Here is a 20,211-nt window from a genome sequence, read left to right on the forward strand (position 1 = left end):
TCCAAAAAAAGTCATTGCCAAAAATGGTCAACCATTTTAATATTTTGGTTAACAAATATATGTTAACCAAAGGGGTGTCTTGGTTGTTACATACTTCTTCCTATCCCTATGACTATGACGAACTGGCGCAGAAGAACAAGCAATTTTTGTGGCATCCTTTTACGCAAATGAAAGACTACAACGCGCAGGATCCTTTGATTATTGCCAGAGGCGAGGGGGTCAAGCTGTTCGACGTCCATGGCAAGGCGTATTACGACGGCTTTTCTTCTGTTTGGCTGAACGTTCACGGCCACAATGTCCCCGAGTTGAATCAGGCCATCATGGAGCAGCTGTCGCAAATCGCGCATTCGACTTTGCTGGGCATGGCCAACGTGCCGTCCATCTTGCTGGCGGAGCAACTGGTGCGAATCGCGCCGCCTGGACTCAGCAAAGTGTTTTACTCGGACAACGGCGCGACGGCGGTGGAAATCTCCCTGAAAATGGCGTTCCAGTATTGGCAAAACCGCGGACAGACGGGCAAGCATTCGTTTATTACGATGAACAACGCCTACCACGGCGACACGATCGGAGCGACCAGCGTAGGCGCCATCCCGCTGTACCATCAGGTCTACAAGCCGCTGCTCTTTTCTCCGTACGTCATCCCTTACCCGTACCCCTATCGGGATGGAGGAGAGCAGGCGGCCATGGAAGCGACCTTGAGCCAGCTGGAAAGCCTGCTGCAGCAAAAAGCAGGCGAGATTGCCGCCATGATTGTCGAGCCTGTGGTCCAGGGAGCCAGCGGGATGATCGTCATGCCTGACGGCTGTTTGAAGCGGATTGCGGAGTTGTTGCGCGCGCATGACGTGCTGCTGATCGCGGATGAGGTCGCGACAGGCTTTGGACGGACCGGGAAAATGTTCGCCTGTGAGCATGACGGCGTAGTGCCAGACATTATGGCGGTTGCCAAAGGGCTGACCGGAGGCTACTTGCCTGTAGCAGCTACGCTCGTTACGGAAGAAATCTACGACGCTTTTTACGCCGACTACGAGGAGCAGAAGACCTTTTTCCACGGCCACTCCTTCACGGGAAATCCGCTTGGCTGCGCCGTAGCGCTGGCCAACCTGCGACTCATGGAGGAGCGGCGTCTGGTCGAGCAGGTAGCGGAAAAAGCGGTCGGGCTGGCAAAGCTTTTGCAGCCGCTCAAGGCAGAGCCGCATGTCGGCGATATCCGGCAAAAAGGCTTGATGGCGGGGATTGAGCTGGTCCGAGACAAAAAGACGAAGGAGCCGTACCACTGGAACGAGCGCATCGGCGTCCGCGTCTGCCAGCGGGCGAGAGAAAAGGGTCTGCTGACCCGACCGCTGGGCAATGTGATCGTCTTCATCCCGCCGCTGGCCTCCCGAATGGACGAAATGGCGGAAATGGTGCAAATGTTGGCGGAATCCATTCACGAGGTCACGCTGGAACAAAAGGGGCAGACGGTGCGATGAGCAAGGAGTTTGCAGGATTGTTCGTTGCCGGGACGGATACGGAGGTGGGCAAAACCGTTGTTACGGCTGGAATCGCGGCCGCGCTGCGCGAGAGAGGCTCTGATGTCGGCGTGTGGAAGCCCGTCCAGTCCGGGGCGTTGGCGCATGAAGAGACAAGCGATGCCTTTCGCTTGCGGGCAGGGAGTGGTGTAGGGGACTTGTGCGAGGAAATTGCGCCACTGGCGTTTTCCGCGCCGCTGACTCCCTGGCTGGCCGCAAAGGCGGAGGGCAGGACGCTCACGCTGGATGAAGTCGTGGCGGGTGGGCCTTCCTTGATGGCGAAGCACGACTGGCTGCTGGTGGAGGGAGCAGGCGGGCTGGCCGTGCCGCTGACGGAAACGGAGATGATGGTGGATGTAGCTGTCCGGCTCCAACTGCCGCTTTTGCTGGTCGCCCGCGCAGGGCTTGGCACGATCAACCATACGCTCTTGTCGGTCTGGTATGCCCGCTCTCGGGGGCTTGAGGTGGCTGGTGTGATTTTGAATGCCGCAACGATGGCGACCGACCGGAGTGTCGCGACGAATGCGGCGATGATCGAGCGTTACGGGAATGTTTCTGTATGGGGCACGCTGCCGTATACGGATGCCGAGCTGACAAAAGAGCGGCTGGCTGCATGGGCGAGGGAGCATGTCGATCTGACGGCTATCGAGCGTGTGCTGAAAAAGCAATCCATAAAAGGGGAGATACGAGGATGAACAAGACCGTTGCCATGAACTGGAATGTGTACGCAGAGAAGGCTGTGCAAAAGGAAGTGCTGACGCAGGAGGAGGCGCTGCGCGTGCTGCAAGCGCCGGACGATGAACTGTTGCCGCTCTTGCAAGCCGCTTTTCAGGTCCGAAAGCACTTTTTCGGGAAAAAGGTCAAGCTGAACATGATCCTGAACGCGAAAAGCGGTCTGTGCCCGGAAGATTGCGGATACTGCTCGCAGTCGATCGTCTCCACCGCTCCTGTAGCCAAGTACACCATGCTCGACAAAGACACGTTGCTGGCGGGAGCGCGGGAAGCGCTGAACCGCAAGGCAGGGACGTACTGTATCGTCGCTTCCGGCCGCGGACCGACCGAAAAGGAGCTGGGGCAGGTGATCGAAGCGGTGAAGGAAATTCGCGAGACCATGCCGCTGAAAATATGCGCTTGTCTCGGCATCCTGAGCGACGAGCAGGCACAGCGGCTGAAGGAAGCGGGCGTGCATCGCTACAACCACAACCTGAACACAAGCCGCAATCATTACTCGTCGATTACGACCACGCATACATACGATCAGCGGGTGGAAACCGTCGATACCGTGAAAAAAGCCGGGATGTCGCCATGCTCTGGCGTCATCGTCGGCATGGGGGAAAGCGATGAGGAGATCGTGGAGATGGCGTATGCCTTGCGCAGTCTGGATGCCGATTCCATCCCGGTCAACTTTTTGAATGCGATTCCGGGTACCCCGCTGCAAAACCAGGGCCGCACGCCGGCGCAAAAGGCGCTGAAGGTGCTGGCGCTGTTCCGCTTCGTCTGCCCTGACAAAGAGATTCGCGTGGCAGGCGGACGCGAGGTGAATCTGCGCAGCTTGCAGCCGCTGTCGCTCTACGCGGCCAATTCGCTGTTTGTCGGCGACTATTTGACGACGCCGGGACAGGAGATTTCCACCGATCACAAAATGATCGAAGACCTCGGCTTCGAAATCGAGCTATGTGCGCTGTAGGCAAAGAGGTGCGGCACATGAAGCGCAAGTACGAATGGCTGGAGGCGGAGTGGAGCCGGATGCGGGAGCAGTCGCTGGACAGAACGTGGCAGACGGTGGAACCGATAGCCGAAGCAGGCGGCGCGTGGATTCGGGTTGGCGGGAAAAAGCTGCTGAATTTATCCGCCAACAACTATCTGGGGCTTGCTCATGAAGAGCGGATCGTGGAAGCGGGCGAAAAGGCCGCGAGAAAATGGGGCGCGGGCGGCACGGCTTCCCGCCTCGTACTGGGCAATTACCCGCTGTACGACGAACTGGAGCAGCGCCTGGCCGAGTGGAAGCAGCGCGAAGGAGCGCTCGTGTTTGCCAGCGGCTATCAGGCGAATACGGGAGTGATCGCCGCACTTGCCGGCCGGGGCGATGTCGTGTTGAGCGATCGGCTGAACCACGCCAGCATTGTCGACGGCATCATCCTGAGCCGTGCCGAGCATGTCCGGTATCGGCACAACGATGTGGAGCATCTGGCATTTTTGCTGCAAAAGCATCAGGGGGCAAGGCGGAAATGGATCGTGACGGACAGCATTTTTTCCATGGACGGCGACAAGGCTCCGCTGTTGGCTTTGGCCGAGCTGCGCGAGCGCTACGACGCTCTGCTTATGGTCGACGAGGCGCATGCGGGCGGCGTGCGCGGGGAACAGGGCCAGGGCTTGTGCCACGAGCTGGGGATAGCCGACCAGGTGGATGTGCTGATGGGCACGTTCAGCAAAGCCTTTGGGGCGTACGGCGCCTATGTATGTGCCGACACGCCCGTGATTCGCCATTTGCGTTCGAAGGCCCGCTCGCTCCTATACTCCACCGCTTTGCCGCCCGCCGTCGTCGGCTCGACGCTTGCGGCGTTGACGCAAATCGAGACAGACACGTGGAGAAGGCAAGCCCTCCGGCAAAACGCAAGTTGGTTTCGCCGGCAGCTGCGCGCGAGCGGCTTTGCCGTACCAGACGATGACACGCACATTATCCCGCTGGCGATCGGCGAAAACGAGCGGGCGCTGCAATTCAGCCGGAAGCTCCTGGAGCGCGGGATTGCCGCTGTTGCCATTCGTCCGCCCACCGTTCCGGATGGGACCGCGCGCATCCGTTTTACGGTGATGGCGACGCATACCCCGGAGGAACTGACGTGGGCCGTCCGGGAGCTGGCTGCCATTCGCGATGAGCTGGACGGGAGGGATGCGCTGTGACGCCAGCGATACTTTGGCTGACAGGTTGGGGGATGTCGGATTCCTGCTGGGAGCAAGTCCGTCGACAGCTTCCTTGTGCGTTGCACCTGGCACCGGACTTTTCGCGCGTGTCCCACCCGGAAGCGTTTTACGAGGCAGTAGAACAGACAGCTCGCTCAGTCGCCGGAAAAGAGCTGGTTGTCGTCGGCTGGTCCATGGGCGGGCTGCTGGCGCTCAGACTGGCAGCCTCCTATCCTGTAGCAGGGCTGGTTCTCATCGGAACAACCATGCGCTTTGTCCGCGAGTCGGCAGAGCGGGACCGTGGCTGGGGCGCAGCCGTGCTGCAACGGATGCAGCGGCTGTTGCCAAAAGACCGCGAGCGGATCATGGCCCAGTTCGCGGAGCAGATGCTGACGGCGGAGGAACGCGAGCAAAACCGACTGGATACGGGAAAAGTGGGGGAGCAGTGGAGCGAGCGCTCCCTGCTCGCGGGTCTCGATTACCTGGCAAGCGAGGACTGTCGGCATAAAGCGGCGTCACTCTCCTGTCCGGCCATCGTCATTCACGGAACAGACGACCTCATCTGTCCGCTGGCAGCGGGCGAGGAGTTGGCAAGCGCGCTGCCGGCTGCTGAGTTTGTGCGGCTGCAAGACTGCGGCCACGCACCCCCCATTTTTTACCCGGACGTGGTCGGGACAGCGGTAGCAAGGATGGTGAAGCAAATTGCGCAGCAACATGGTCAAGCATCGGTTCAGTCACAAGGCAGCCTCCTATGAACAGTACGCCATCGTGCAAAAGGAGATGGCGCATCAACTGAGCGCAATGGTTCAGACGGCCCTCTCGCAAGAAGAAGTTTCCCGCATCCTGGAGGTCGGCTGCGGCACTGGGGGGCTGACCCGTCTACTTGTCAGCCAGTATCCTCATGCCGAATACGAGGCGATTGACGTCGCCGGCGGAATGATTGCCCAGGCTCAGGCCAGCCTTGCCCGTCTCGGCCTGACAGCAAGCTTTCTCCAGGCCGATGCAGAGGAATGGGTCTGGACGCAGCCGGAAGCCGCCAAAGACTTGATTGTGTCAGGAGCCTGCTTTCAATGGTTTTTTCGTCCGGATGAGACGATCCGCGGCTTGTGCCGCTTGCTTGCGCCAAACGCCCCGCTCTTTTTTTCTACTTTCGGGCCGGATACCTTTTGTGAGCTGCACGATTCGTTTGCCCATGCCCACGGCAGACTGGGCGAAAAAGCGGTACGGCACGGCCTGTCCTTTCTGTCAGCGGAACAGTGGCTGCGCATGCTGGAGGCGGCGGGAATGGGTTCTTTGCAGGTGACGGCGGAAAAGGTCGTGCTGACCTATCCCGGCGTGCTCGACTTTTTGCATGCGGTCAAGGCAGTAGGCGCCAATACGAGCGAGGACAAGGGCGCGGGCCTGGGCCGACGAAGGCTGCTGCTTGAGATGATGGACTATTACGAGAAAAGGTATGGCGGGGAGCAGGGCGTGCAGGTCACGTACGACCTGCTTTACATCAGCGGTCGTCGCCAGCCGTTTTGCTAACCGGGCCGCATCTGCAACGCCAGTGAGTCATGGTGGATGGTGCGCGGCTGTCCCGATTGGCGACGGAGGCTTCGTTGGCACGAACGAGCGCACGTAGCGAAAAACATGTCTTCCGCTCTTCGGGGCAGGGAGACGCTTTTTTTGTCTGAAAGCGATTTCTTTGCAGGAATCCGTACAAAAATAGGGAATTTTAAGAAGGTTGGCTATCCTGTTCATTCGAGGAGTGTATGGAAGATGAGTCAAAAGGAAATCGTTATCGCAAGCGCAGTGCGCACGGCCATCGGCAGCTTTCAGGGCACGCTTGCGGGAATCAGCGCGACAAAGCTGGGCGGAATCGTCCTCGAAGCGGCCTTGGAGCGCGCAGGTGTGACCAAGGATGCGGTCGATGAAGTGATTATGGGAAATGTGCTGTCTGCGGGTCTGGGACAAAACCCTGCGCGGCAGGCTGCCATTCATGCGGGATTGGCTCACGAGGTGCCATCCTTGACGATTAACAAAGTATGCGGCTCGGGATTAAAAGCCGTTCATTTGGCTGTACAGGCAATCGTAAGCGGAGACGCCGAGGTCGTACTGGCAGGGGGCATGGAAAACATGAGTCAGGCTCCGTATTTGCTGGAGGGCGCGCGCTCGGGGTTCCGCATGGGTGACCAGAAGGTGGTCGACACGATGATTCGCGATGGCCTTTGGTGCGCCTTCAACGACTATCATATGGGAATCACGGCTGAAAATCTGTGTGCGAAATACGAGATCGGACGGGAAGAGCAGGATGAGTTTGCCGCGTGGAGCCAGCAGAAAGCCCAGGCAGCTCTGGCAAGCGGCCGTTTTCAGGATGAGATCGTACCTGTTCCGATTCCGCAGCGCAAAGGCGATCCGGTGCTGTTTTCCGTCGACGAATTTCCGCGTGCCGGCGTAACGGTCGAGATGCTCGCCAAGCTGAAGCCAGCCTTTAAAAAGGACGGAACCGTCACGGCGGGGAACGCATCCGGCATCAATGACGGCGCGGCTGCTTTGTTACTCATGACCAGGGAAAAAGCGGAAGAACTGGGAGTCAGACCGCTCGCGCGCATCGTGGCCAACGCCAGCGCCGGGGTCGATCCGAGCATCATGGGCTACGGGCCTGTTCCCGCGACCAAGCGCGTTTTGGAGAAGGCAGGACTCTCCTTGTCCGACATCGATCTGATCGAAGCGAACGAAGCTTTTGCCGTTCAGTCGCTGTCTGTGGGCAAAGCGCTTGGCATCGACCGCGAAAAGCTGAACGTTAACGGGGGAGCCATCGCGCTTGGTCATCCAATTGGCGCAAGCGGGGCGAGAATTTTAGTCACCCTTGTTCACGAATTGCAAAAGCGCGAAGGGGCAAAATATGGTCTGGCAACCTTGTGCATTGGCGGTGGACAGGGCGTTTCGACGATTGTGGAAAAAATATAAATTTCCAATTGTGAACGCTTTGTGTACAGAACAAGACGAACGTTGACAAAGGGAATAATTCTTCGTTAATATGGATGAGGGCAAAGGGTACTTGACACCAGCCCTCTCCTTATGTATGAAAGGAGAATGTTGTTCCGTGTCGAAAATCGATAATCCCTGGCGAGCGATCACGTTGGTCACCCTGATCGGTGTCGATATGGCGATTTGTGTGATTGCGGGAGTCCTTCTGGGAAAATACCTCGATGGTCTGTTCGCTACCAATCCGCTCTTTTTGATGGTTGGACTGCTCGCGGGATTAGGAATAGGCGTGTACAGCGTCTACCGCATCATTCGCGGTTACCTCTAGGGAGATGGGACATGCAAACGTTTTCTTCGGCAATGCGATCCACGTTTCGCTATGCCTTTTTCTGTATGGCAATTGCCGCGATACTCTGGGCGCTGTTGCCATCCTGTCGTTTCTTTTTGCAAAGCCTCCTGCTCGGGATGGCTGGCAGTCTAGTGAATGGCACGGTCCTCTTCAGCAAAACCTGGCGAATTGGCCAGATGGCTGTCGATCCAGGCGTGCGGCCGAAAGGGACAGGTATGCTGCAACGCTTGGTCGTGGCAGGCTTTGCTGTCTTTTTGACCATGCGTTTTCCTCACATGTTTGGACTGGCCGGAGTGCTGATCGGCTTGTTCCTCTTTCAGATTCTCAGCTTCCTTTTTGTGTATCGCTCCTTTAAATAGATAGCAGAATTCTTTTTGACATGCACGCAAGCAAAATATTCGCGCGGAAGAAAGGGGTGAAATACATGCATTATTCTCTGCGATTTGAATGGCTGGGCATGGTATTTGACATCTCCACTATTCTCATGATTTTGGTAACCTCTCTGGTGGTGCTATTGCTCTGTATCGGGATGACTCGCAATCTGACCTCCGCTGCACCAAGCGGCGCGCAAAATGTGATGGAATGGATTGTGGACTTCGTAACCGGTATTACCAAAAGCTATATCTCACCGAAAAAAGCTGCGGGTTTTGTCTCGCTGGCACTGACCTTGTTCCTCTACATTTTCCTTGGAAACCAACTGGGTCTTGTATTTAACGTGAATACAGCACACCACAACGGTCCTGACCATCAAGTAAGCGAAAAGGTTAAAGACATGTTGACGCTTTCCACGAGCGAAGAGGCGAAGCAACAAAAGCTGGCCAAGCTTGAGGAAGAGCTGAACGCAAGCGATCCGCAGTCACACGGCGTTATCATTGGCTGGTGGAAATCCCCAACCGCGACTCCGAGCGTAACCTTCGCTCTCGCGTTCATCGTTTTGCTGTATGCTCACTACTTGGGAATCAAGAAGAGTTTCGGTGGATGGTTGAAACATACATTCCTGAACCCGATTCACATTCTGGAGGAGTTCATCATCAAGCCGCTGACGCTTCCTTTGCGTCTATTCGGTAACATCTTCGCGGGTGAGGTTTTGATCGCCTTCCTCTTGGGTGTAGGGATCTTCGGAAGTATTCCGCTGTTCCTGTGGCTGGGCTACTCCGTGTTTGTCGGCTCTGTACAGGCATTCATTTTCACTACGCTGGCGATGGTTTACCTGTCTCAGCAAGTGAATGAAGATCACTAATCAGCATTTCCCCGATTTTCTTTTGATTCTTGATTCGTTTCTCACAACACTAAGGAGGTTTTTAAACAATGGAAGGTTTGGCTCTTGCAATTGGTATCGTATTTGGTCTCGCTGCTCTTGGCGCAGCAATCGGAAACTCCCTGGTCATTTCCCGTACAATTGAAGGTGTAGCTCGTCAACCAGAAGCACGTGGTAACCTGATGGGTCTCATGTTCCTGGGTCTCGGTCTGGTAGAGGCGGTTCCGATCATCGCTGTAGCGATCGGTTTCATTCTCTTCGGTCGTATGTAGTCAGCGAGCAATTGGTGAAAATAGGCGGGCGCTTGATACCCGCCTCTATTTTTGAGCGAGTGGCAGCCTTTTCTCTCGTTCGCTCATCGAAGGAAGGTTTCGCGTTTGGAGCGAGGCCGGCTTACAGGCAAAGAGCGGTTCATACCGTGATGATACATCTTTCTTTTCGCAGGAAGGAGTGAAACGAATGCTCGACTTTGGAGCGGTATCCCTGGAATGGGGAACGCTTTTAACCCAAGCAATTGTGTTCTTGTTGTTGCTCTTGCTGGTTCGTAAATTGGCTATGGGCCCGATCGTTAGCATCATGGAAAAACGTCGTCAGCATATCGAAAACCAAATTTCATCGGCTGAGCGCAATCGCGCGGAAGCAGAAGCTCTCTTGGCAGAGCAGCGCCGCGTACTGGATGAAGCGCGGGCTGAATCCAAAGCCATCATCGACCGTGCGACCAAGCAAGCGTCTGATGAAGCAAGCAAAATCGTGGCCGAAGCGCAAGCGGTATCCGAGCGCATGAAAGCGGACGCAAGCGCTGAACTGGCCCGTGAAGTAGAAAAAGCAAAACTCGAACTGCGCGAGCAAATGACAGCTCTTTCCGTACTTTTGGCTTCCAAAATTATTGAAAAAGAGCTGGACGAGGCAGCGCAAAAGTCTACGGTTGACAAATTCCTCGCTCAAGTAGGAGATCGCCTATGAGTAGCGCAGTAGGGAAGCGTTATGCTCGCGCGCTCTTTGAGGTAGCGAGCGAGCGCGGCAAGATCGATCAGGTGGAAGCGGACCTTGGTGCGATCGTGCAGGCTGTGGAAGGCAACGAAGATCTGAAAAAGATCATGCAGCACCCGCACATCGCGGCAGATGCAAAGGGCAAACTGGTTGATGAGCTGTTCAAAAGCCATGTAGGGGAAGAGAGCCTCAACTTCCTGAGCGTCCTGATTGACAACGGACGGGAAGCGCAGCTGTCCGACATCTACAGTTCCTTTGTACAGTTGGCAAACGAAGCGCGTGGCTATGCAGATGCTATCGTCACAAGCGCGAAGCCGCTTTCGGAAGAAGAAAAAGCGGAGCTGGCTGACAAGTTCGGCCAAAAAGTAAAGAAAAAGCTGCGGGTGACAGCGGTTGTAGATCCCGCGATTCTCGGTGGCATTATTATCAAAATCGGCGATCGTCTGTACGATGGCAGCCTGAAAACGAAGCTGGAAACCTTTGCGCAAAAGGCGTAAAGCTCGGTCTTTAAGAAGTTGGATGAATGGGGTGAAGTAAGTGAGTGCAATCAGACCAGAAGAAATTAGCTCCCTCATCAAAGAGCGGATCGCTAATTTTAAATCTGAAATCGAAGTGGTAGATGTAGGCACAGTCATCCAGGTAGGTGACGGTATTGCCCGCGTTCACGGTTTGGAAAAGGCCATGCAAGGGGAGCTCCTTGAGTTCCAAAATGGCGTAATGGGTATGGTACTCAACTTGGAAGAAGATAACGTGGGTGTCGTTATTATGGGACCTTTCCGCGACATCAAGGAAGGCGACACCGTAAAACGTACCGGTCGCGTTATGGAAGTGCCAGTAGGGGAAGCGCTGCTTGGCCGCGTAGTGAACCCACTGGGTCAACCGATTGATGGTCAAGGACCTATCGCCAATAGCGGCTACCGTCCGATCGAGAGTCCAGCTCCTGGCGTAATGGCGCGTAAATCCGTACATGAGCCGCTGCAAACAGGTATCAAAGCGATTGACGCGATGATCCCGATTGGCCGTGGACAACGCGAGTTGATTATTGGCGACCGCCAAACGGGTAAAACAGCTGTGGCGCTCGACACGATCATCAACCAAAAAGGCAAAGACATGATTTGTATCTACGTAGCGATCGGTCAAAAGCAATCGACCGTTGCGAACATCGTAGAAACCCTGCGTAAAGCAGGCGCTCTGGAATACACCATCGTCGTTTCCGCTACCGCTTCTGACCCGGCGCCAATGCTGTACCTGGCACCATACGCTGGCGTAACCATGGCGGAGTACTTCATGTACAAAGGCGGACACGTTCTGTGCGTATACGATGACCTGTCCAAACAGGCTGCTGCCTACCGCGAAATGTCCCTGTTGCTCCGTCGTCCTCCAGGCCGCGAAGCATATCCGGGTGACGTATTCTATCTGCACTCCCGTTTGCTGGAGCGCGCTGCGAAACTGTCTGATGAGCTGGGCGGCGGTTCGATTACGGCTCTGCCATTCATCGAGACGCAAGCGGGCGACATTTCCGCGTACATTCCAACCAACGTGATCTCCATCACGGACGGTCAGATCTTCCTGGAAACAGACTTGTTCAACGCCGGTCAACGTCCAGCGGTTAACACTGGTCTTTCCGTATCCCGTGTAGGGGGTTCCGCGCAAATCAAGGCGATGAAAAAGGTAGCAGGTCCACTCAAGCTGGAGTTGGCTCAATACCGTGAGTTGGCTGCGTTTGCTCAGTTCGGTTCCGATCTGGACAAGGCTACCCAAGCTCGCCTGACCCGCGGGGAGCGCTTGATGGAAATCATGAAGCAAGGCCAGTTCGATCCAATGCCTGTTGAGAAGCAAGTGGCTTCTATCTATAGCGCGACTCGCGGTTATCTGGATGACATTCCAGTAGCAGACGTACGCCGCTTTGAGAAAGAATTGCTGTCTTTCCTGGAATCCAACAAACCGCATCTGTTGGAGCACATCCGTACCACGAAAGACCTCCCGGATGAAAAAGAACTGAACGCAGCGATCGAAGAGTTCAAAAAAGGCTTTTCGGTAACGCGCTAATCGTTAACCTGATAGACATCAGATGCATGCCCGGGCGCTTTGCCCGGCATGCGTTCTCAAGGTGGTGAAAACGAGTGGCAAAAGGAATTCGTGAGATTCGACGCAGTATTAAAAGCACCAAAAATACGCGCCAAATCACAAAAGCGATGAAAATGGTGGCGGCTGCCAAGCTCCGCCGCAACCAGGAGAAGGCCGAGGCAGCACGCCCATACGCCGACAAGATCCAGGAAGTGATTGCAAGCATCGCGAGCGGGACTTCCGGCTCCAAACATCCGATGCTGCAAAAACGTCCGGTGAAAAAGACCGGCTACATTGTCATCACGTCCGACCGCGGACTTGCTGGAGGCTACAATGCCAACATGCTTCGTAAAGTGGTTACCACGATCAGCGAAAAGCACAAGTCCCAAGACGAGTACGGTATTTTTGTAATCGGACGCAAAGGGCGCGACTTCTTCCGCAAACGGAACTATCCGCTCCTGGAAGAGGTAACGGGTCTGCCAGCCAACCCATCGTTTGCGGACATTAAAAAAATTGCCAGTGCGGCAGTCCAAATGTTTGCGAACGAGCAAATCGACGAGTTGTACCTGTGCTACAACAAGTTCCAAAGTGCAATTTCGCAAATACCTACCGTAAAACAATTGCTGCCACTGGAAGCTCCCGAGAGCAACGAGGTGCGCACAATCAATTACGAATATGAGCCGTCCTCGGAAGAAGTACTGGCGGATCTTCTGCCCAAATATGCGGAAACACTGGTGTACAGTGCGCTTCTGGAAGCGAAGGCTTCCGAGGAAGGTTCCCGTATGACTGCCATGGGCAACGCGACAGACAACGCAACGGATATGATCAACCGTTACACCTTGATCTACAACCGTGCCCGTCAGGCAGCGATTACGCAAGAAATTTCCGAGATCGTTGCAGGTGCAAACGCACAGGCGTAAGTGGCAGCGAATAGCTCCCAATTTAGCTTTACAGGAGGGAAGAAGTAAGATGGCGAATGGACGCGTGGTTCAGGTAATGGGTCCGGTTGTTGACATCGAGTTCGAGCGTGGACACCTGCCTGCCATTTACAATGCGATCAAGATTCAACATAAAGCACAAAGCGCTGGCGAGCGCGACATCGACTTGACCGTTGAGGTTGCGACTCACCTGGGTGATAACATGGTTCGTACCGTTGCAATGTCTTCTACCGACGGTTTGGTTCGCGGAATGGAAGCCGTTGACACAGGTGCGCCTATCTCCGTTCCAGTGGGTGCGGTAACCCTTGGACGCGTATTCAACGTATTGGGAGAACCGATCGACCAGCAAGAGCTGGGGCACGTAGAGCGTCGTGACCCGATTCACCGCAAAGCTCCTGAGTTCGTAGAACAAGCAACCAATGTTGAAATCCTGGAAACAGGGATCAAAGTTATTGACCTGTTGGCTCCGTACATCAAGGGTGGAAAAATCGGTCTGTTTGGTGGTGCGGGTGTAGGGAAAACCGTTACCATTCAAGAGCTGATTAACAACATTGCACAAGAGCACGGCGGTATTTCCGTATTTGCTGGCGTAGGGGAGCGTACCCGTGAAGGGAACGACCTGTACCACGAGATGAAAGACGCAGGCGTTCTGCCGAAGACCGCGATGGTATTCGGTCAGATGAACGAACCGCCTGGTGCGCGTCTGCGCGTAGCGTTGACCGGTCTGACCATGGCGGAGTATTTCCGTGATGAAGAAGGCCGCGACGTTCTTCTGTTTATCGACAACATCTTCCGCTTTACCCAAGCGGGTTCCGAGGTGTCCGCTCTCTTGGGCCGTATGCCATCTGCGGTAGGTTACCAGCCAACACTGGCTACCGAAATGGGTCAGCTGCAAGAGCGCATTACCTCCACCAAAAAAGGTTCTGTAACGTCCATTCAAGCGATCTACGTACCAGCGGACGACTATACCGACCCGGCTCCTGCGACTACGTTTGCTCACTTGGACGCGACTACCAACCTGGAGCGTTCCATCGCCGAGTTGGGTATCTTCCCTGCGGTTGACCCGCTCGCATCCACTTCCCGTGCTCTGACTCCGGAAGTAGTTGGGCAAGAACACTACGATGTGGCTCGTGGCGTGCAAAAAATTCTGCAACGCTACAAAGAACTGCAAGATATCATCGCGATCCTCGGTATGGACGAGCTGAGCGACGAAGACAAGCAAGTCGTTGGCCGCGCACGCCGCATTCAACGCTTCCTGTCCCAGTCCTTCCACGTTGCCGAGCAATTTACCGGTAACCCAGGCCAATACGTGCCATTGAAAGAAACCGTTCGCAGCTTCAAGGAAATTCTCGAAGGCAAGCACGACCATCTGCCAGAGAGCGCGTTCCTGTATGTAGGAACCATTGAAGAAGCGGTGGAAAAAGCTAAGAAAATGGCGTAAGACACCCTGGAAAGGGGAGACGAGTAAGTGAGTAAGATGACAGTGGAAGTCGTAACTCCTGAACGGATCGTCTACAGCGGTCAGGCTGAAATGGTCATCGCTCGCGGCGTTCAAGGGGATCTCGGTATTTTGCCGAACCATATGCCGCTGGTAAGCCCGCTGAAAATAGCGCCGGTTCGGATCAAGACAGAAGGTGAAACCGAAGTAAAGATAGCTGTAAGCGGCGGCTTCATGGAAGTGCGCGGCGATAAGGTAACCATTCTTGCTGAAACGGCTGAATTGCCGGGAGACATTGATGCAGAACGCGCCAAGGCAGCGAAAGCTCGCGCCGAAAAGCGTTTGGCTGAGAAATATGCCGATATCGACGTCCAGCGTGCCGAGCGTGCGCTGCAACGTGCGATGGCGCGTCTCGACGTAATGAAGTAAGCATAAGCTTGATATCCCCGCGGCCAGGTGGCTGCGGGGATTTTTCGCTTGCACGACGTATATGGTTATTCATGTTTGCGGGCCATGATATTTCCAGTTGGTAATTGCCTATCGTTTCTGTGTATAATAGACCTAATGCCCTGCCGTCGGACATGATTTTGTTGCGCCAGCATAAGGGGCGGCACTGGCTTTTTGGAATTAAAGGAGAGTGTAACTGATGCAAACCATTCGCGATATTCGCCACAATCAGGATGGCGTCGTGATTCCTAGCGGCTTTAAGGCTAATGGCTGGTCGAGCGTGCTGTCTCATGAAATGAATGTCCTGTTTCAGTCCCTGTGTTTTGTCGTAACTGAGCACGAAACAAAAGCGGAGATGGAAAAAGCACTGGATGAAATCGAAGCATTGAAAGGCACGTTCTCCGAGCCTGTGAAGGAAGCTTTCAAATCGGAAGCGGACTATGAGGGCTATGTCAACCTGCTGAACCGCTTCAAATCGTTCCTGAAACGCTCGGATTACGATTACCCGACATCCCGTGCCGAAGCGATCGAGCTTTTCGTCAAATGGGGTCTGGTGATCGATCACGAGGATTACTGGGATATCCCTATTCATCCGTTCCCGGATGCGTCCCAACTGTTCAAGCTGAGTGAAGTGGAATCGCTCGCTTTGGCGCATGTGAAGCTGGAAGCGCTGGTCCACCCTGTGTTCAGCCGCCTGGTCCTGATGCTTCATGAACGCGACGAAAATACATTCAGCATCTCCAAGGCAGAAATGAAAGAAATGCTCAACACCAACGATCAAATGCTTGCTGAGGTTTTGATTAAGCTGACTCCGTACATGGAAGAAGCGATTGAGAACATGCTGGAGCTGCCAGATGATGAGAAGCTGAACTTCACGATTGTATGGGAGCGCATTTACGAGGACTTCCTCGGTCAGCCGTTTTCAAGCAACGTGCAATAATCAACGGAATAGGAGAGCCAGACAGGCCGTTTCGTTTGGCTATTATATGATGCTGGAAAAGCTTAGGGAGTTTTCTCTAAGTTTTTCCCTTTATATGGCACATATGGAAGGCTTTCGTTAGACACCCCCTTGGCAATTTGATATAATGATAAAGGTATTTTTTTCTAGCAGTATCGGTCTGCGACAACGTTCATACTTTCATCTGCGATGCTGCGAGCAGTACCCCTTTCATGAGGTGATGACTTCTCCTGGAGGGCAGCGCAAGACAGATTCACATCTTTCTTACGAGCGGAGGGAACGTGGGTGAATGACATCTACACCAACAATTATGTGATTGTCGCGATCTTTTTGATTCTGGGTGTGTTGCTGCCCGTGGCTACGGTCAGTTTCGTCGGTCCGTTGCTGCGTCCCAAAAAGCCGACACGGGAGAAGCAAACGACTTATGAAAGCGGTAACATTCCTGTTGGCGACAGCTGGGTACGCTTCAACGTAAAGTATTACATTTTCGCTCTCATGTTTGTCATCTTTGATGTAGAAACGCTCTTTCTGTACCCGTGGGCCGTCGCTTACAAAGAGCTGGGGCTGTTCGCCCTGGTCGAGATGGTCATCTTTATATCCTTGCTGGTAGTAGGGTTGATTTACGCGTGGAGAAAGAAGGTGCTGGAATGGAACTAGATCTGACAAGCATTGCGCCAGAATTGCAAGAAGAGCTGGATCGCAACGTCATGTTTACGACATTGGAAACGGTAAAAGGCTGGGTTCGCAGCAACTCGCTCTGGCCGCTGACCTTTGGTCTCGCCTGTTGCGCCATCGAGATGATGGGAACAGGTGGAGCGCGTTATGACCTGGACCGGTTCGGCGTAATCTTCCGCGCCTCGCCGAGACAATCCGATGTCATGATCGTAGCCGGAACGGTTACGAAAAAAATGGCTCCATTGCTGCGCCGATTGTACGATCAAATGCCCGAACCGAAATGGGTGATCGCCATGGGATCCTGTGCGACGGCGGGGGGTCCTTACGTGCGCTCGTACAGTGTGGTAAAAGGGGTAGACCAGATCGTGCCTGTCGACGTATATATTCCGGGCTGTCCGCCAAATCCAGCTGCCCTGATTTACGGAATCAACAAGCTCCAGGAAAAAATTCGCTATGAAGCGAAGACTGGGAAGCGGGTGACCAGTCCATGAGCGAAGAAAAACGCAAACCAACGCCGGAAGAAAAGGCGAAGGCCGCCGCTGAGGCTCGTGCCAAGGCCGAAGCTTTGCGAAAATTAAGAGAACAGGGAGAGCAGGCTCCACAGCCGAAAACGGAAGCCGAGGAAGCTCCCGCGCAAGCCCAAGCAGCAGAACCGCAAGCAGAGGCCGCGAAGCCCGTCTCGGAAATGACGCCAGAGGAAAAAGCCGCTGCGAAAAAGGCAGCCGCTGCCGAAGCTTTGGCCAAAGCAAAAGCGGCGAAAGAAGCCAAAGAGGCTGCCCAGCAGGCTGACGCTGCGTCAACAGCAGACGGTGCTGACGCAGATGCGAAGGCGAAAGCGGCTGCTGCCGCCAAAGCCAAGGCTGCGGCCGCTGCTGCCGTGAAGGCGAAGGCAGCCAGGGAAGCAGCAGGCGGGCAAACAGCAGAAGGCGGAGAGGACGACGCCAAGGCAAAGGCCGCCGCTGCCGCCAAAGCCAAAGCCGCCGCCGCGGCCGCTGCGAAGGCGAAAGCGGCGCAGGGAGAGGCCCCAGCCGCAGAGGAAGCTCCAAAAGCTCCTTCGAAAAATCAACCGTATCTCGACAAGTACGTAGAGCGGATTACCGAAGCATTTGGCAAGGAAGTGCTGGAGGCCGCCTACGTGAACGAGCTGGGCAAGGAAGTTCCGACGCTTGTGGTCCAAACAGAGCGCTGGCACGAGATCGCCCGGTTTCTGAAGGAAGACGAGCCGTTGGCCTTTGATTACCTGTCCGATCTGCACGGTGTGGACTACGAAGATCGGATGGAGGTGTACTACCACCTCTACTCCTACAAAAACCGACAAAGTTTGGCTGTAAAAGTCAAGACGAGCCGGGAACAGCCATCCGTTCCGTCTGTCATGGATATATGGCATGGCGCGAATTGGAACGAAAGAGAGACATTTGACTTGTTGGGCATTCATTTCCCGGGACATACCGATTTGCGTCGAATTTTGCTGCCGGATGATTGGGTAGGCTATCCGCTGCGAAAAGATTATGTGCAATACGACGAGGAGGTTTAACAGGTGAACCAGAACATCCTCACAACCCATGTCGACACCTCTTCTGAGACGGGCATTCGCACGGAAGAGATGCTCTTGAACGTAGGGCCACAGCATCCGAGTACACACGGCGTTTTTCGTCTGGTCGTCAAAATTGACGGAGAAACCATCAAGGAAGCGATTCCGGTGATGGGCTATCTTCACCGCGGAACAGAAAAGCTGGCGGAAAACCTGAACTACACGCAAATCATTCCCTACACAGACCGGATGGACTACGTGTCCGCCATGACCAATAACTACGTCTTTTGTCACGCGGTAGAAACGATGATGGGGCTGGAAATTCCGGAACGTGCCCAGTTTCTGCGGCTGATCGCCATGGAGCTGAACCGGGTAGCCAGTCACTTGGTCTGGTGGGGAACGTACCTGCTGGATATCGGGGCGATGGGACCGTTTCTGTATGCATTCCGCGATCGCGAGATGATCCTCGACCTGTTCAACGAGCTGTGCGGGGCGCGGATGACTTTTAACTACATGCGGATCGGCGGCGTCAAATGGGATGCGCCTCCAGGCTGGATCGACAAGGCGAAGGAATTCGTCCAATACATGAAGAAAGAACTGAACAACTACCATCAGTTGGTGTCGGGAAATGAAATTTTCATCAGCAGGATCAAGGGCATCGGCACGTTCGACACCAAGACGGCACTGGACTACTCGTTGTCCGGCGTCATGCTCCGCGCCACCGGGGTCAAATGGGACTTGCGCAAGGATGAGCCTTACTGCATCTACGATCGCTTTGATTTTGATGTCCCCACCGCAACAGAAGGGGACTGCATGGCCCGCTACCAATTGCGGATGGCGGAAATCGAACAGTCGCTGCGTATTTTGGAGCAGGCGCTGGAGCAATTCCCGAGCGAGGGAGAAGTGATCGGCAAAGTGCCGCGCGTCATCCGTCCGCCGGCGGGCGAGACTTATGTGCGCATCGAATCCCCGCGGGGCGAGATCGGCTGTTACATTGCCAGCCAGGGCAAGGATAAGCCGTGGAGATTGAAATTCAGACGTCCGTCCTTTAACAATTTGCAGATACTGCCCAAACTGTTGCAGGGAGAAAACCTTGCCAACATGATCGCCATTCTGGGCAGCATCGACATCGTGCTCGGGGAGGTTGACTGTTGATGAACGCGCTCCTGCAACAAGCCCCCTCATGGGGAAACACGCTCTGGTTTCTTGTGGCGGCGGTGGTTCTTTTGGCCGTCCTGCTGGGATTCGTGACGTATGCCATCTACTTTGAGCGCAAAGTCATCGGCTGGATGCAGCTGCGCATCGGTCCCAATCGCGTCGGGCCGCTCGGGCTGTTGCAAACCGTCGCGGACGTGACCAAGCTCCTCCTGAAAGAAGATACGCGTCCCAAGCATGCGGACAAAGCGCTGTTTACGCTGGCGCCCATTCTCGCCTATGCGCCTGCCTTCGCGGTTTTGGCCGTCATGCCGTTTACGGAAAGCATCCAGTTTGCCGACCTGGGAATCGGCCTTCTGTACTATATCGCTCTGTCGGGAATTACCGTGTTGGGTGTGATTACGGCTGGCTGGGCTTCGAACAACAAGTATTCGCTGATCGGGGGTCTCCGCTCTGCTGCGCAGATGATTAGCTATGAAGTGCCGCTAGTCATGTCCGTGGTGGGTGTCGTTCTGTTGACGGGCAGCATGAATCTCAGGGAAATTGTCGAGGCGCAGCGGGATGTCTGGAATATTGTGCCGCAGTTTATCGGCTTTGCCGTCTTTATCGTGGCGGCCCAGGCCGAGCTGAACCGCACGCCGTTTGACTTGCCGGAGGCCGAGTCGGAGCTGGTGGCAGGGTACCACGTCGAATACTCCGGGTTCCGCTTTGCCATGTTCATGCTGGCGGAATACGTGTACATGTTCGGGATGGGGACATTGATTACGATTTTGTTTTTGGGCGGCTGGCTGCCCCTTCATCCGGCTTTGGACTTTATCCCGGGAATTGTCTGGTTTGTTCTCAAGTTCTCGCTGTATATCTTCCTTCAGTTCTGGCTTCGGGCTACCATGCCGCGTTTGCGGGTCGATCAGTTGATGTCGTTTGCCTGGAAGGTTCTTTTGCCCGTGGCTTTGTTCAACATTTTGCTCACGGCTGTAGTCGTCTCCTATCAAAACGGCATGTTCTAATCTTCGCGGCAGAAGCACC

The 20,211-nt window shown here is 54.9% G+C and carries 23 protein-coding genes; all 23 read left to right on the forward strand.

Annotation, left to right across the window (positions count from 1 at the left end):
• Positions 1-59 precede the first annotated feature (59 nt).
• The gene (gene bioA, locus ACTHO6_RS04620; protein ID WP_440239848.1) at positions 60-1,469 is read left to right on the forward strand and encodes an adenosylmethionine--8-amino-7-oxononanoate transaminase; all 1,410 of its coding nucleotides are present in this window, start codon (positions 60-62) and stop codon (positions 1,467-1,469) included.
• The gene (bioD, locus tag ACTHO6_RS04625) at positions 1,466-2,203 is read left to right on the forward strand and encodes a dethiobiotin synthase (RefSeq protein WP_440239850.1); all 738 of its coding nucleotides are present in this window, start codon (positions 1,466-1,468) and stop codon (positions 2,201-2,203) included. Before bioA ends, bioD begins: the two co-directional genes overlap by 4 nt.
• The gene (gene bioB / locus ACTHO6_RS04630) at positions 2,200-3,195 is read left to right on the forward strand and encodes a biotin synthase BioB (protein ID WP_440239852.1); all 996 of its coding nucleotides are present in this window, start codon (positions 2,200-2,202) and stop codon (positions 3,193-3,195) included. The genes bioD and bioB overlap by 4 nt, the downstream gene beginning before the upstream one ends.
• A gap of 17 nt (positions 3,196-3,212) precedes the next feature.
• Positions 3,213-4,409 carry an 8-amino-7-oxononanoate synthase gene (gene bioF / locus ACTHO6_RS04635; protein ID WP_440239854.1) on the forward strand — a complete coding sequence of 399 codons (1,197 nt, stop codon included), beginning with the start codon at positions 3,213-3,215 and terminating at the stop codon, positions 4,407-4,409.
• Positions 4,406-5,164: an alpha/beta fold hydrolase gene (locus ACTHO6_RS04640; protein ID WP_440239856.1), complete on the forward strand. Its 759-nt coding sequence runs from the start codon at positions 4,406-4,408 to the stop codon at positions 5,162-5,164. The genes bioF and ACTHO6_RS04640 overlap by 4 nt, the downstream gene beginning before the upstream one ends.
• Positions 5,112-5,936 (forward strand): malonyl-ACP O-methyltransferase BioC, encoded by an 825-nt coding sequence (gene bioC / locus ACTHO6_RS04645; protein ID WP_440239858.1) that lies wholly within the window; start codon positions 5,112-5,114, stop codon positions 5,934-5,936. The genes ACTHO6_RS04640 and bioC overlap by 53 nt, the downstream gene beginning before the upstream one ends.
• 234 nt (positions 5,937-6,170) lie before the next feature.
• On the forward strand, positions 6,171-7,361 hold the full coding sequence (locus ACTHO6_RS04650; RefSeq protein WP_440239860.1) for an acetyl-CoA C-acetyltransferase: 1,191 nt from the start codon (positions 6,171-6,173) through the stop codon (positions 7,359-7,361).
• 136 nt (positions 7,362-7,497) lie between these two features.
• Entirely contained in the window at positions 7,498-7,707 is a 210-nt protein-coding gene (locus tag ACTHO6_RS04655) for an AtpZ/AtpI family protein (RefSeq protein WP_440239862.1), read from the forward strand.
• An 11-nt stretch (positions 7,708-7,718) separates the two neighbouring features.
• Positions 7,719-8,087 (forward strand): ATP synthase subunit I, encoded by a 369-nt coding sequence (locus tag ACTHO6_RS04660; RefSeq protein WP_440239864.1) that lies wholly within the window; start codon positions 7,719-7,721, stop codon positions 8,085-8,087.
• A 65-nt stretch (positions 8,088-8,152) separates the two neighbouring features.
• Entirely contained in the window at positions 8,153-8,968 is an 816-nt protein-coding gene (gene atpB / locus ACTHO6_RS04665) for a F0F1 ATP synthase subunit A (protein WP_440239866.1), read from the forward strand.
• A gap of 68 nt (positions 8,969-9,036) precedes the next feature.
• The gene (gene atpE, locus ACTHO6_RS04670; protein WP_005831752.1) at positions 9,037-9,258 is read left to right on the forward strand and encodes a F0F1 ATP synthase subunit C; all 222 of its coding nucleotides are present in this window, start codon (positions 9,037-9,039) and stop codon (positions 9,256-9,258) included.
• A gap of 187 nt (positions 9,259-9,445) precedes the next feature.
• Positions 9,446-9,949 carry a F0F1 ATP synthase subunit B gene (atpF, locus tag ACTHO6_RS04675; RefSeq protein ID WP_440239868.1) on the forward strand — a complete coding sequence of 168 codons (504 nt, stop codon included), beginning with the start codon at positions 9,446-9,448 and terminating at the stop codon, positions 9,947-9,949.
• Entirely contained in the window at positions 9,946-10,473 is a 528-nt protein-coding gene (locus ACTHO6_RS04680) for a F0F1 ATP synthase subunit delta (protein ID WP_440239870.1), read from the forward strand. The genes atpF and ACTHO6_RS04680 overlap by 4 nt, the downstream gene beginning before the upstream one ends.
• Before the next feature lie 40 nt (positions 10,474-10,513).
• Complete coding sequence (gene atpA / locus ACTHO6_RS04685) at positions 10,514-12,025, forward strand: F0F1 ATP synthase subunit alpha (RefSeq protein WP_440239872.1); 1,512 nt, start codon at positions 10,514-10,516, stop codon at positions 12,023-12,025.
• Positions 12,026-12,099: 74 nt separating this feature from the next.
• The gene (gene atpG, locus ACTHO6_RS04690) at positions 12,100-12,963 is read left to right on the forward strand and encodes an ATP synthase F1 subunit gamma (protein WP_440239874.1); all 864 of its coding nucleotides are present in this window, start codon (positions 12,100-12,102) and stop codon (positions 12,961-12,963) included.
• Between the two features lie 49 nt (positions 12,964-13,012).
• Positions 13,013-14,422, forward strand: coding sequence for a F0F1 ATP synthase subunit beta (gene atpD / locus ACTHO6_RS04695; RefSeq protein ID WP_440239876.1), 1,410 nt, complete (start codon positions 13,013-13,015; stop codon positions 14,420-14,422).
• A gap of 27 nt (positions 14,423-14,449) precedes the next feature.
• Complete coding sequence (locus ACTHO6_RS04700; RefSeq protein WP_440239878.1) at positions 14,450-14,848, forward strand: F0F1 ATP synthase subunit epsilon; 399 nt, start codon at positions 14,450-14,452, stop codon at positions 14,846-14,848.
• A gap of 217 nt (positions 14,849-15,065) precedes the next feature.
• Entirely contained in the window at positions 15,066-15,806 is a 741-nt protein-coding gene (locus tag ACTHO6_RS04705; RefSeq protein ID WP_440239880.1) for a DUF6042 family protein, read from the forward strand.
• 303 nt (positions 15,807-16,109) lie between these two features.
• Positions 16,110-16,481, forward strand: coding sequence for an NADH-quinone oxidoreductase subunit A (locus tag ACTHO6_RS04710; protein WP_440239882.1), 372 nt, complete (start codon positions 16,110-16,112; stop codon positions 16,479-16,481).
• Positions 16,472-16,990, forward strand: a complete 519-nt coding sequence (locus tag ACTHO6_RS04715; protein WP_440239884.1) for a NuoB/complex I 20 kDa subunit family protein — start codon at positions 16,472-16,474, stop codon at positions 16,988-16,990. Before ACTHO6_RS04710 ends, ACTHO6_RS04715 begins: the two co-directional genes overlap by 10 nt.
• The gene (locus ACTHO6_RS04720) at positions 16,987-18,033 is read left to right on the forward strand and encodes an NADH-quinone oxidoreductase subunit C (RefSeq protein WP_440239886.1); all 1,047 of its coding nucleotides are present in this window, start codon (positions 16,987-16,989) and stop codon (positions 18,031-18,033) included. The genes ACTHO6_RS04715 and ACTHO6_RS04720 overlap by 4 nt, the downstream gene beginning before the upstream one ends.
• A 69-nt stretch (positions 18,034-18,102) precedes the next feature.
• A complete protein-coding gene (locus ACTHO6_RS04725) occupies positions 18,103-19,185 on the forward strand; it encodes an NADH-quinone oxidoreductase subunit D (protein ID WP_440240092.1) in 1,083 nt (360 codons plus the stop codon).
• The gene (gene nuoH / locus ACTHO6_RS04730) at positions 19,182-20,192 is read left to right on the forward strand and encodes an NADH-quinone oxidoreductase subunit NuoH (RefSeq protein ID WP_440239888.1); all 1,011 of its coding nucleotides are present in this window, start codon (positions 19,182-19,184) and stop codon (positions 20,190-20,192) included. Before ACTHO6_RS04725 ends, nuoH begins: the two co-directional genes overlap by 4 nt.
• The last annotated feature ends 19 nt before the right edge of the window (positions 20,193-20,211 follow it).

Origin of the sequence: Brevibacillus sp. SAFN-007a, assembly GCF_051967035.1 — a bacterium.
Classification (GTDB): Bacteria; Bacillota; Bacilli; order Brevibacillales; family Brevibacillaceae; genus Brevibacillus.